The sequence below is a fragment of the Micromonospora sp. NPDC005087 genome (assembly GCF_042872965.1).
GTDB lineage: Bacteria > Actinomycetota > Actinomycetes > Mycobacteriales > Micromonosporaceae > Micromonospora.
The window spans coordinates 267,584-279,752 of sequence record NZ_JBIALB010000003.1; the positions used below are offsets into that span (position 1 = coordinate 267,584).

Genomic DNA, 12,169 nt, shown 5'->3' on the forward strand with positions numbered 1-12,169 from the left:
TGACCGGCACCGCCTATCCTGGGCGCGGGCGGCGACGAGGGGGAGTACGTGCTGGTCATCCACGGGCTGTGGTTGCCCGGCGACGGCTCGACCGCCGGCCTCGCGGTCTGGGCCGAGGACAGCGCCGCCCCGGCCGCCGCCGCGCCACGCTCCGGCCGGGCGCCCCGCGAGCGCCCGCACCCCTTCGCCGCCGGGCACGCCACCCTGGTCACCGCCCTCGCCGACGCCGCCGAGCCGGCCCGTCCGGACACCGCGCTGCTCACCCTGCCCACCCGGGGCGGCGCGCCGACCGACTCACCGGAGCTGATCCGGACCGCCGTCGCGCCCACGGCCCGGGGAAAGCTCACCCTGGCCGGGTGGCGGGTCCCCGTGCTGGTGTACGCCCCGGACGACGCGCTGCCGCTGCTGCGCGCCCTGGACGAGCTTGCGGTGGTGCCTGGCGCCACCCTGCGTCACCTGGCAGAGCTGGCCGATTTCGCCGCCGACCTGGTGGCCCGGGGCCGTGTCCTGCCCGGCGTCGGCGCGATGCCGGGTGCGGGCGTGGCCGAGTCGGGGGACCGGCCCGCCGGAGCGTCATCGGCGGACGCTGACGTGCAGGTGCCGGCGCGGGCCATCTGGCGACCGCTGCTGACCGGCACCGATGCCGCGTGGGCGCGGTCCCTGGCGCTGGCCCTGCCGCCAGCCGCCCGGGCCGTCACCGTGCCGGCCACCACCGCATCGGCCGCTGCCTCGGACGCGATCGCGCCGGCCGCTCCCGAACCGGACAGCACCGAGTTGACGGCCGGTGCGCTGGTCGCGGACGCGCTCGACGCGCTGACCGACGCGGCCGCGCGGGCCGCCCTGGCGACCACCACGCTGGCCCGGGGGCTGCGGCCGGGCGGCCCGGCGCCGGCGTGGCTGGCGGCGCTCGCCGGCCCCCGTCGCGACTTCACCGTCGATCCGGCGGCGCTGGCCACCCTCCGCGTCGAACTGGACGCCTGGCAGCGCGACGCCGCCGGCGGTCCCGTCCGGGCCAGTTTCCGGCTGGTGGAACCGGCGCCCGACGAGGTCACCGAACCGATCCTGGCCACCCGCCCGGTGCCGGCCGGCACCGCGCCGTCGACAGCCGGAGTCGGCCTGGCCGAGGGCGGCCCGGTCGAGGCTGAGCCGGTCGGGGCTGGGCGGTGGCGGCTGGAGTTCGGGTTGCAGGCGGCCGACGAGCCGGGCCTGCACGTCGACGCCGGGCAGGTCTGGCGGGCACCGCAGACGCTCGGCGGCCTGGCCGGTCGTACCGCCAGCCCGCAGGAGACCCTGCTCGCCGAGTTGGGCCGTGCCAGCCGGCTCTGGCCGGACCTCGACGCCGCGCTGCGCACCGCCGCCCCCGAGGCGATGGACTTGGACGTCGAGGGAGCGCACCGGTTCCTCAGCGAGGGCGCCCCGGTGCTGCACGCCGCCGGCTTCGGGGTGCTGCTGCCCTCCTGGTGGCAGCGCCCGTCAGCGCGGCTCGGCGCCCGGCTGCGTGCCCGCAGCCGGACCGCACCCGGCACGGTGGCCGGCGCCGAAGCAGGGGTCGGCCTGGACGCCCTGGTGGACTACCGCTGGGAGGTGGCGCTCGGCGACCAGCCGTTGTCCGCCGAGGAGTTGGCCGCGCTGGCCGAGGTGAAGACCCCGCTGGTGCGCCTGCGCGGCAGGTGGGTGGAGCTGGACCCGGGGCGGCTCGCCGCCGGGCTGCGCCTGCTCCGCTCGGCCGGCGAGCTGACCGTCGCCGACCTGCTCCGCCTCGGGCTGGCCGACGGCGAGGACACCGGAGCGCTGCCGGTGCTGGAGGTGACCGCCGACGGGGCGCTGGGCGACCTGCTCGCCGGTGCGGTCGAGCGACGACTCACCCCGCTGGACCCGCCACCGGGCTTCGAGGGCACGCTGCGGCCGTACCAGCGGCGCGGGTTGGCGTGGCTGGCGTTCCTGCGGTCGCTGGGCCTGGGCGGCGTGCTGGCCGACGACATGGGGCTGGGCAAGACCGTGCAGTTGCTAGCGCTGCTGGCCGGGGACCCGCCGGACGCCGGACCGACCCTGCTGGTCTGCCCGATGTCCCTGGTCGGCAACTGGCAGCGGGAGGCGGCCCGGTTCACCCCGGGGCTGCGGGTGCACGTACACCATGGGGCGGAGCGGGCCCGGGGTGCGGAGTTCACGGCGGCCGCGCACGGTGCGGACCTGGTCCTCACCACCTACTCGGTGGCCGCCCGCGACGCCGTCGATCTGGCCGGCATCGACTGGCACCGGGTGGTGGTGGACGAGGCGCAGGCGATCAAGAACGCCTCGACCCGGCAGGCCGAGGCCGTCCGTGCGTTGCCCGCCCGGCAGCGGGTGGCGGTGACCGGCACGCCGGTCGAGAACCGGCTCGCCGACCTCTGGTCGATCATGCAGTTCGCCAATCCGGGCCTGCTCGGCCCGGCCGCGACGTTCCGCAAGCGGTTCGCCGAACCGATCGAGCGGCACGGCGACGCCGAGGCCGCCGAGCGGTTGCGCCGGATCACCGGCCCGTTCGTGCTGCGCCGGCTCAAGACCGACTCGTCGATCATCTCCGACCTGCCCGAGAAGCTGGAGATGGAGGTGCTCTGCAACCTCACCGCCGAGCAGGCCGCCCTGTACCGGGTGGTGGTCGACGACATGCTCGCCCGGATCGAGTCCAGCGACGGCATCGAACGGCGAGGGCTGGTGCTGGCCACCATGACTCGCCTGAAGCAGGTCTGCAACCATCCGGCCCAGATGCTGCGGGACGGTTCGCCGCTGGAGGGTCGCTCCGGCAAGCTGGCCCGGCTGACCGAGATCCTGGAGGAGGTGCTGGCGGCGGGGGAGCGGGCGCTGCTGTTCACCCAGTACGCCGAGTTCGGCGCGATGCTGCGCGGTCACCTGTCGGCCCGGTTCGGGCGGGAGGTGCTGTTCCTGCACGGTGGGCTCGGCAAGGCCGAGCGGGATGCCATGGTGCAGCGGTTCCAGTCGGCGGACGGGCCACCGCTGTTCGTACTCTCGCTCAAGGCCGGTGGCACCGGGCTCACCCTGACCGCCGCGAACCACGTCGTGCACGTGGACCGGTGGTGGAACCCGGCGGTGGAGGACCAGGCGACCGACCGGGCGTTCCGGATCGGGCAGCGGCGGCGGGTGCAGGTCCGCAAGTTCGTCTGCGCCGGCACGGTGGAGGAGAAGGTGGCGGCGCTGATCGCCGACAAGCGAAGCCTCGCCGAGCGGGTGGTCGGCACCGGCGAGCAGTGGATCACCGAGCTGTCCACCGGGCAGCTGCGCGAGCTGTTCGCCCTGGAGGCCGGGGCGGTGGTGGAGTGAGTACCGACCGGTTCGCCGACTACGGCCGTCCCCGGCGCGTCGACGGCGGCCTGCGGGCGCGCAGCGCCCGGGGAGCGATCGGCCAGTCCTGGTGGTCCCGGCGCTTCCTGGAGGTGCTGGAGTCGTTCGCGCTCGGCACCCGGCTGACCCGGGGTCGGTCGTACGCGCGAGCCGGTCAGGTGCTCCGGCTCGACATCGCGCCCGGGCTGGTCAGCGCCGTGGTGCAGGGCTCCCGGCCGAAGCCGTACCAGGTCTCCATCGCGCTGGCGCCGTTCCCGGCCGCGCTCTGGTCCCGGATCGAGGTGGAGCTGGCGGGGCAGGCGTTCTTCAGCGCCCGGCTGCTCGCCGGGGACCTGCCCGACGAGCTGGAGGAGCTGTTCGTCGCCGCCGGCGCTCCGCTCTTCCCGACCGGCGTCAAGGAGCTGACCCAGCGGTGCAGCTGCCCCGACTTCGCGGTGCCCTGCAAGCACCTTGCGGCCACGTTCTACCTGCTGGCCGAGGCGTTCGACGCGGACCCGTTCGAGCTGCTGCACTGGCGCGGCCGGGCTCGCGCGGAACTGCTCGAGCGGCTCCGGGCCCGACGCGCCGAGGCCACCGGCGCGGAGCTGTCCGGACCGGTCACCACCCCGCCCACGGATGCGGACGACGGGTCCCTTCCGGACCGGGACTTGTCCGTTGTGGACGATGCCGGGACGCCGGCCGGCGCGGCGCGGGCGCTCGCCGGGATGTCGGCGGCCCCGTTGGTCGAGGCGGTGGACCGGTTCTGGTTGCCACCGGTGCCGCTGTCCGACCGCCCGCCCCGGCTGGCGACCGGACCGGATCTGTTGCTGCGCCAGCTCGGCCCGCCAGCGCCGGCCATCGGCGGGCCGGGACTGCTGGAACGACTGCGCCGGGCGTACCGGGCGTTCGGCCCGGCCGGCCGGTGAGCGGTTACGTCCAGCGGCGGCGGAACCGCCACATGATCGCGGCGTTCGCCACCAGCACCACCGCGCAGATCGCGCCGGCCAGCCGGCCGGCGAACACGGTCATCGCTGGCAGCGACGCCCACAGCAGGATGGTCAACAACATCAGGTAGCGGCCTCGGCGGGCCCGAACACGGTGATCCAGTCGGTTGAAGAACGCCGGGTCACTCTCCCGGAGCTGACGGGTGATCTGGTCGAACCTGCGCTGATCCTCTTTGCTGAGCATGGCGCTGCCTTCCCCTCACGCGTTCAGCGGTTCGGCGGCATACCCGCTGTGGCGGCGGCTCACGCTCACCCGTTGCTGCTACTTTCCTCCGCGCGAGGGCACCTCACCTCCGGCTTATCCGAGCCTTAAGTTTGCCTGTGGTGGTGGACGGCGCTGAATGTGCCGCGTACGGCGGCGGGGCCCGTTCCGTACCCGGCTGGCGTGCGTCCGCCCTGCTGGGAAGGTACGGCCCCGGCCCCGGTACGCGGCACGCCGACACCGCGGCGCTGAGCGGTGTCTTAAGTGCCCTCGCGGGGGTCTTCCGCCCACCTTGAAGGCACCTGAGGCCTTGGTTACTTTGCCGTAGCAACCCCCTCAGGCAACAGTCGCCGCACCTGTCGCACCTGCCCGGTCGCAGCTTCCGGCGCTCTTCAGAAATCGGGATTGGTACATGGCCGACCAGAATGTGCCACCACGTCGACCGCGGGACGACCGCGGCTGGGACGGACGCCAGCACCACACCTCGGACGGGTACGACTCGCTCCACCCCCAGGATGGCTACCCGGCTCAGGCCGACCCGCGTGAGCAGTACACCGACGGGTACGGGCAGCCCGCCCCCGCCCCGCGCGGGCCGCAGTGGGTCGGCCCGGAGGGTCTCGGTCGCCCGGCCCTGGCTCGGCCGGCCGGAACCGGACTGCCCACCTTGGACGATGACGACGAGCCCGGCCCCAGGGTTGGTCGCCGCAGGGCCATGGTCGCGCTCGGCGGCACCGCCGCGGTCGTCGCCGGTGGCGCGGCGCTCGCCATGATCCCGCAGTTCCGCGGCCTCTTCGGTGACGACGCGGTGGCCGACGCGACCGGCAGCACCGTCACCGACGGCACCGCGGCCCGGCCCAGCGGTCAGCAGCCCAGCACGGTGCGCACCTACACCGAGCAGAACGAGAGCTACATGGGCTCCCGCGCCGGTGAGGCGCTGAAGAAGAACGCGCCCTCCGGCGGCCGGACGTTCTCCGGCCCGGCCGCCGCCGCGGCGGCGACCAAGGTGACCGTCAAGACCGTGCTGGCCAAGGATCCGATCCTGCACCTGGCCCGCAGGGCCACCTTCGGTGCGACGCCCGCGGTCGTCGCCGACATCAAGAGGCTGGGCATCGACGGCTGGATCCGCGCCCAGCTCGAACCGGACAAGATCGAGCCGAGCAAGGCCGAGCTGAAGCTCGCCGAGCTGCCCACGCAGAAGCTCTCGGTGCAGCAGCTGCGCGACCAGCGGGACAAGCTCAACGAGCAGGGCGCCCAGCCCGAGCGGGAGATGATCGACGCCACCCTCGCCCGGCAGATCTGGTCGAAGCGCCAGCTGTTCGAGGTGATGGTCGACTTCTGGAACGACTTCCTGCACGTCGCCGCGGAATTCGACGGCGGCGAGGTGTACCGCAACTCGTTCGACAAGGACGTGGTGCGGGCGCACGCGCTGGGCAGCTACCCGGAGATGCTGGTCGCCGCGAACAAGCACCCCGCGCTGCTGATCTACCTGAACCAGAAGGACTCCCGCAAGGACGCGATCAACGAGAACCTGGCCCGGGAGAACCTGGAGCTCTACTCGGTCGGCGTGGACGGTGGCTACAAGGAGCCGGACGTGCGCCAGGCGGCCATGCTCCAGACCGGCCGCGGCGTCGAGGACGGCAAGTACGCCTTCAAGCCCGAGCAGCACTACGTCGGCAAGGTGAAGATCCTCGGCTTCACGCACGCCAACAACTCGGCTGACCCGAAGAAGGCCGAAGCGGCGATCGACCGGTACATCACCTACATCGCGCTGCACCCGTCGACCGCGAAGTACGTGGCGCAGAGCCTGGCGACCCGGTTCGTCTCGGACACCCCGCCGAAGTCCCTCGTGGACCGGCTGGCCAAGACGTACAGCACCAACAACGGCCTGATCAAGCCGGTGTTGATGGCCCTGTTCAGCTCCTCTGAGTTCTGGGCGGGGGTCGGCCAGAAGGTACGCCGGCCGATGGAGTACCTGGTCTCCACGTACCGCGTCCTGGGCGTCTCGCCGGACCCGTCGGCGAAGAACGACAACGGCGACAACAAGCGGACCCCGTTCGCCCGCGGCCTGCGGCAGATCCAGGACAAGCTGCGCGAGCTGGGCCAGTACCCGATGGGCCAGCCCACCCCGGACGGCTACCCCGACGTCTACATCGCCTGGACCTCGGCCGGCACCATGGTCAACGGCTGGAACGAGGCCGGCGAGATCCTGGCCGGCTACCGCACCGCCTTCACGTACACGGCGCCGGAGAAGCTGGTCGCCAAGCCGCCGGCCACCGCCGGGGCGTACGTGGACGCGCTGGCCCAGCGGCTGGTGAACCAGAAGCTGAGCGCCCGGGAGAGGAACCTGATCCTCGGCGTGGCCGGCGTGTCGGCGAGCGCCAAGGTCGATGCCACGTTCAACGGGGCCATCACCGCCGTCGCGCGGGCGATCCTCGCGTCCCCTCAGCACCACCTCCGGTGAGGCACCCGATGGAGAAGACTGTGTACAACTCTTTCCCCCTGCACCCCGAATGCCCCGACCTGCGGCGGCTGGCCGACAACCCGGCCGAGGCGCTGCTGCGGGCGGAGGCCGACCTCGTCGCCGCGGAGAACGCCGCCGAGGCCGACCGCTACCGCACCCTGGAGGACCTGGAGGAGGCCCAGCAGGACGGTCGCGGCGTCACTCGACGGACCTTCGTCGCCGGTGCCGCGGCCACCGCCACCGCGCTGGCCACCGCCCAGTTCGTCACCACCTCGGCGTCGTTCGCGGCGACCAAGACCGGCACCCTGATCCACGTCTTCCTCTACGGTGGGCTGGACGGGCTGAGCCTGGTCGCGCCGGACAACGACCCGGTGCTCGCCAAGGCCCGCCCCGACCTGCTGCTCGGCAACGATTCGCTGGCCCTGGGCCGCGGCTTCAAGCTGACCAGCGCGTTCAAGCCGCTGGAGCAGTGGCTCAAGGCCGGCCAGCTGGGCTTCATCCCGGCGGTCTCCGACGAGCGGCTGTCCCGCAGCCACTTCCAGGCCGCGGACGCCTGCAACCTTGGCGGGCTCCCCAACGAGACCGGTGGCCGGGGCTGGCTCGACGGCCTGGTCGACAACCTTGGCAAGGGCACCGCGTTCCGCAGCGTCGGCGTCGGCAGCACGCTGCCCCGCTCGCTGGTCGGCAACAACGGCGCGCTCTCGCTGAACAACGTCGGTTCGCTGCGACTCAACGGCGACGACCGGTTCCGGGCCGCCACCGAGAAGGCCATCAAGGGCCTCTTCACCGGAATCAACCACCCGGTCGAGGAGGCCGTGCAGGAGGGCATGGGCGCGCTGGCCACCGCGCAGAAGCTCGCCGCCAAGCCGTACCAGCCCGCCGCGGGCATCGAGTACCAGGGCATCGGCAACGCGTTCAAGCAGCTTGCCCAGCTGATCAAGGGTGGCGCGAACGTCCGGGTCGCCACGGTCGGGATGGGCGGCTACGACACCCACGAGAACCAGGGCACCCGCGACGGCGGTCAGCTGCACCGCCGGCTGAACGAGCTGGCCAGCGCGATGGCCGCGTTCTTCACCGACCTCGGCCCGCAGGCAGCCGACGTGACGATCATGGTGTCCAGCGAGTTCGGCCGGCGGGTCGGCTCCAACAGCGGCGGCACCGACCACGGGCACGGCGGGGTGGTCACCCTGCTCTCCGGCAAGAAGCTGGCCGGCTCGCTGCTCGGCACCTGGAACGGCCTGGACAAGCTGGATTCCGGTGACGTGCCGGAGTACAACAACATGTTCAACGTCTACGGCGCGGTTGCGCAGGGCCGGTTCGGGCTCACCAACGCGGAGGTGGACAAGGTCTTCCCCCGCCAGAAGTACGCCCCGATGAAGCTGTACGCGTGACGCGTTCGCACACCCACGCCGCCGGCCGCCGTACCGGGACCACGTCCTGGCACGGCGGCCGGTCGGCTGCGCCCGTACCCCCGCAGACCCCGGCCCGGCGCGGCCCCGGCGGCCGGCGGTTGCTGGCCGCGCTGCTCCTGGTCGGCCTGCTCGCCAGCGTGCTGCCGTGGTGGCTGGGCACCCCCGCCGGCTCGCTGCGGACCACCGCGGCGACCCTGACGGCCGCCGGCCGGATCACCGGTTTGGTCGCCGGCTACCTGCTGCTGGTGCAGGTGCTGATGATGAGCCGGCTGCCGGTGCTGGAGCGGTGGATCGGCGGCGAGCAGCTGGCCCGCTGGCACCGTGACATCGGTGCCACCCTGCTCGTCGCCGTGCTGGCGCACGTGTCGCTGACCCTGGTCGGCTACGCGGACCTGCGGAACCAGTCGGTCTTCGCCGAGGTCGGCACGTTGCTCGGCGACTACGAGGACATGGTCTCGGCGTTCGTCGCCGCCGGCATCATGGTGCTGGTCGGGTTCAGCAGCATCCGGGCGATCCGGCGGGCACTGCCCTACGAGCTGTGGCACCTGCTGCACCTGTCCAGCTACCTGGTGCTGCTACTCGGCTACGCGCACCAGTTCACCCACGGCGCGCAGCTCTACAAGCCCGGGCCGGTACGGACCGGCTGGATCGCGCTCTACCTGCTGGTGGTCGCCGCCCTGCTGTGGGGCCGGGTGATCGCGCCGCTGGCGTTCAACCTGCGGTACCGGCTGCGGGTCGCCGACGTGGTCGCGGAGAGCCCCGACACGATCTCCATCTACCTCACCGGTGAGCGGCTGGACCGGCTGGCGGTGCTCGGCGGACAGTACTTCCGCTGGCGCTTCCTCACCCGGGGCTGCTGGTGGCAGTCGCACCCGTTCTCCGTCTCCGCCGCGGCCAACGGTCGCTGGCTGCGGCTCACCGTCAAGGTGGTCGGCACGCACACGGCCGACCTGCGCGACCTGGACCCGGGCACCCGGGTCTGGGCGGAGGGTCCGTCGGGCACCTTCACCGCCGCGCACCGGGTCCGCGACCGAGCACTGCTGATCGCCGGCGGCAGCGGCATCACGCCGATCCGGGCCATGCTGGAGGAGTTGCCGCCGGGCGCGGCGCTGATCTACCGGGCCCGTACCCCGGCCAACGTGCTCCTGAGCCGGGAGCTGGACTGGCTGGCCCAGGCCCGGGAGACCTCGATCTGGTACGTCATCGGCTCCCGCGACGACCCCGGCCCCCGCCAGCTGATGAGCCCCGACGGGCTGCGCCAACTGGTGCCCGACGTGGCCCGACGCGACGTCTACCTCTGCGGGCCGCCCGGGCTCGTCGAGCAGTCGGTGCGCGCGCTGCGCCGGGCCGGCGTGCCCCGCCGGCAGATCCACCTGGCCACCTTCGAGTTGTAGGAAGGCATCGCATGCGTCGCGCGTTCCTCGCGATCACCGGTCTGGCAGCCAGCACCACCGCGCTGGTGGTCCTCAAGGGCTCGCCGGGCACCACCCAGGTCGCCCAGGACCTGCCGGCCGCCCAGCCGGTCAACCCCACCCCGCAGGGTGCGGACCCGAGCGTCGCCCCGGCGGGCGTGGCCCTGAAGCCGTCGGTGAGCGCCGACGCGCCCTCCTCACCCAGGGCGAGCAGGAGCGGCAGCACCGCGCGCCCGCCCGGCACCCGCACCACCACGAAGGCTCCGACCACGCCGCGGACCACCACCAAGGCGCCGCAGCCGACCACCCGCCGGGTCACCGGGCCGGGCGTGGACAACGAGTACGGGTACGTGCAGGTGCAGATCGTGGTCTCCGGCAACCGCATCGTCGAGGCCATCTCGCTGTCCCTGCCCAGCGGGGGTGAGTCCGACATCCACAGCGGCGACGTCCGGGACCGGTACAACGGCACCGGCGGCGAGGTGGTGCAGAAGCAGAGCGCCAACCTGAACACCGTCTCCGGCGCCACCGAGACCAGCAACTCCTACAAGCAGTCGCTGCGGGGCGCGATCGAGCAGGCGTTCTGACGTGCCGGCGGCGATGACCCGACCCGGGCTGTGCCGGGTCGAGCAGATCATGGGTACGGCGATCACCCTGGATCTCGCCGACGACCTACCGCCGGCGACCCTGCACGAGCTGGCCGATCAGGTCTTCACCTGGATGCGCGAGGTGGACGCCCGGTTCAGCACGTACCGGGCGGACAGCGAGGTGTGCCGCTTCGACCGGGGTGAGGTGCTGCTCTCCGAGGCGTCGGAAAACCTGCGGTTCGTGCTGGAGGCCTGCGCCGACCTGTGGGGCGCCACCGACGGGTTCTTCGACGCGTACGCCACCGGCGGGCTCGACCCGTCCGGGTTCGTCAAGGGCTGGGCGGCGCAGGTCGCCTCGGACCGGCTGCTCGCAGCCGGCGCGGCGAACCACTGCGTGAACGCCGGCGGCGACGTGCGGGTGCGTGGCCACTCCCCGTCGGGGGAGCCGTGGCGGATCGGCATCCGACACCCGTGGGACGCGATGGCGACCTGCCTGGTGCTCACCGGGACCGATCTGGCCGTGGCCACCTCCGGTGTCTACGAGCGCGGCCGGCACGTGCTGGACCCGCGCCGGGGCGCTCCAGCCGGTGGGCTGCGCTCGGTGACGGTGGTCGGCACCGACCTGGGGGTGGCCGACGCGTACGCGACCGCGGCCCTGGCCATGGGGGTCACCGGCATCGGCTGGCTGGACCGCCTCGCCGACCACACCCACGCCGTCATCACCGACGACGCGTACCAGTTCCTCTCCGCCAACCTGCCCCTGACGGACTAGCGGAGCGGGCGGTGGGTGCCGGCGGGGCGGGTGCCGGTGGGGCGGGGCCGACCGGGGCGCGAGCCGGACGGGCGAGTGCCGGCCCAGCGGTGCCGCGGGTGGCTGCGGCGGGGCGGTTCGGTGCCGCCGGGATGAGACGCTCTGTCGTCCGTGGACATCATTCCCCCGCTCGTGGCGCGCGTTCGCGCCGTCCTCCTGTCAACGAGGACCGGCACCCCGGCGACGCTGTCGGCGACGGGATCGAATTGGCTGCCGGGGCGCGTTCACATGCCTCGCCGGGGCAGCGGCAGGTGACCGGGGAGCAGGTCGGGGGTGAGTGTCACACCGGTGGCGCGCAGCGCCTCGATCAACGTGTTCTGCACCAGGTAGGAGTCCGGGAGCTGCCAGCGGGCCTGCTCCGGGGCGACCGCCCAACGGACCGTCCCCTCCGGCAGCCGGGTGGGTGGCGCCGGGATCCACGAGCCCGGCCCGTGCCGGACCACGTGGAAGCAGTGCTCCAGCTCCGGCCGGAGCGGATCACCGGGGCGGACGAGGAACATCCAGCGGCCGGTGGGGGTGACCAGCACCGGCCCGCGTACGCCGGTGCCGGCCGGGTGGATCTGCACCGCGTCGAGCACGCGTCGGCCGAGGTGGGCCGGCACCTCCAACACGTCGAAGGCCCGACCGGTGGGCAGCAGCAGGCCGTGCGGGCGGCTCCGCCACCAGGTGGCCACCCGGGCCGGGTCGGCGCTGGCCGCCAGCTCCCAGTTCTCCAGCGCCGGGTGGCAGCCCACGGTGGGGCAGCCGGCCCGGCCGCAGACGAACCGGCTGCGGGCCAGACACGCCCCCGGGGTCACCTCCCACCCGTGCGCGGCGTACCGCACGGCGACCCGGCGCAGCCGGACCCGTTCCAACGGCGACAGTTCGGCGACGCGCGGTCCGACGTTCCCCCACATGTGTGCCATCTCCCCTCATCGGGCCCGGCGAACGCCAGGTCGCAGTTCGAGCACCGTCACTGCCGTAAC

The 12,169-nt window shown here is 73.4% G+C and carries 8 protein-coding genes and 2 pseudogenes; 8 read left to right on the plus strand and 2 right to left on the minus strand.

Annotated elements, in window-relative coordinates; all coding sequences use genetic code 11:
- Nucleotides 1-48: 48 nt before the first annotated feature.
- From ACFYPS_RS09460 to ACFYPS_RS09470, 3 genes and pseudogenes are all read left to right on the plus strand, one after another.
- Nucleotides 49-1,045, plus strand: a pseudogene (locus ACFYPS_RS09460) (ATP-dependent helicase); the annotation flags it as partial.
- 107 nt (nt 1,046-1,152) lie between these two features.
- Nucleotides 1,153-3,318: pseudogene (locus ACFYPS_RS09465) on the plus strand (DEAD/DEAH box helicase); the annotation flags it as partial.
- Nucleotides 3,315-4,244, plus strand: coding sequence for an SWIM zinc finger family protein (locus ACFYPS_RS09470; RefSeq protein WP_354965422.1), 930 nt, complete (start codon nt 3,315-3,317; stop codon nt 4,242-4,244). The pseudogene ACFYPS_RS09465 and the gene ACFYPS_RS09470, both read left to right, overlap by 4 nt.
- Before the next feature lie 4 nt (nt 4,245-4,248).
- Here ACFYPS_RS09470 and ACFYPS_RS09475 read toward each other — a convergent pair whose 3' ends face one another.
- On the minus strand, nt 4,249-4,506 hold the full coding sequence (locus ACFYPS_RS09475; protein WP_354965421.1) for a DUF3040 domain-containing protein: 258 nt from the start codon (nt 4,504-4,506) through the stop codon (nt 4,249-4,251).
- A gap of 430 nt (nt 4,507-4,936) precedes the next feature.
- On the opposite strand from ACFYPS_RS09475, the gene ACFYPS_RS09480 reads away from it, so the two are divergent.
- From ACFYPS_RS09480 to ACFYPS_RS09500, 5 genes are read left to right on the plus strand one after another with little or no spacing between them, the layout of a single operon-like run.
- On the plus strand, nt 4,937-6,985 hold the full coding sequence (locus ACFYPS_RS09480; RefSeq protein ID WP_354965420.1) for a DUF1800 domain-containing protein: 2,049 nt from the start codon (nt 4,937-4,939) through the stop codon (nt 6,983-6,985).
- 8 nt (nt 6,986-6,993) lie between these two features.
- Entirely contained in the window at nt 6,994-8,376 is a 1,383-nt protein-coding gene (locus ACFYPS_RS09485; RefSeq protein WP_354965419.1) for a DUF1501 domain-containing protein, read from the plus strand.
- On the plus strand, nt 8,373-9,791 hold the full coding sequence (locus tag ACFYPS_RS09490) for a ferredoxin reductase family protein (protein ID WP_354965418.1): 1,419 nt from the start codon (nt 8,373-8,375) through the stop codon (nt 9,789-9,791). The genes ACFYPS_RS09485 and ACFYPS_RS09490 overlap by 4 nt, the downstream gene beginning before the upstream one ends.
- A gap of 11 nt (nt 9,792-9,802) precedes the next feature.
- Nucleotides 9,803-10,393, plus strand: coding sequence for an FMN-binding protein (locus ACFYPS_RS09495; protein ID WP_354965417.1), 591 nt, complete (start codon nt 9,803-9,805; stop codon nt 10,391-10,393).
- Between the two features lie 49 nt (nt 10,394-10,442).
- Nucleotides 10,443-11,165: an FAD:protein FMN transferase gene (locus ACFYPS_RS09500; protein WP_354965647.1), complete on the plus strand. Its 723-nt coding sequence runs from the start codon at nt 10,443-10,445 to the stop codon at nt 11,163-11,165.
- A gap of 263 nt (nt 11,166-11,428) precedes the next feature.
- Here the strand turns inward: ACFYPS_RS09500 and ACFYPS_RS09505 are convergent, their stop codons facing one another.
- Nucleotides 11,429-12,100 (minus strand): bifunctional DNA primase/polymerase, encoded by a 672-nt coding sequence (locus ACFYPS_RS09505; protein ID WP_354965416.1) that lies wholly within the window; start codon nt 12,098-12,100, stop codon nt 11,429-11,431.
- Nucleotides 12,101-12,169 lie beyond the last annotated feature (69 nt).

Coding starts and splice junctions, on each gene's coding strand:
- ACFYPS_RS09480 (WP_354965420.1), top strand. CDS start 4,937: ATGGCCGACCAGAATGTGCCACCACGTCGACCGCGGGACGACCGCGGC.
- ACFYPS_RS09505 (WP_354965416.1), bottom strand. CDS start 12,100: ATGTGGGGGAACGTCGGACCGCGCGTCGCCGAACTGTCGCCGTTGGAA.
- ACFYPS_RS09495 (WP_354965417.1), top strand. CDS start 9,803: ATGCGTCGCGCGTTCCTCGCGATCACCGGTCTGGCAGCCAGCACCACC.
- ACFYPS_RS09485 (WP_354965419.1), top strand. CDS start 6,994: ATGGAGAAGACTGTGTACAACTCTTTCCCCCTGCACCCCGAATGCCCC.
- ACFYPS_RS09500 (WP_354965647.1), top strand. CDS start 10,443: ATGGGTACGGCGATCACCCTGGATCTCGCCGACGACCTACCGCCGGCG.
- ACFYPS_RS09475 (WP_354965421.1), bottom strand. CDS start 4,506: ATGCTCAGCAAAGAGGATCAGCGCAGGTTCGACCAGATCACCCGTCAG.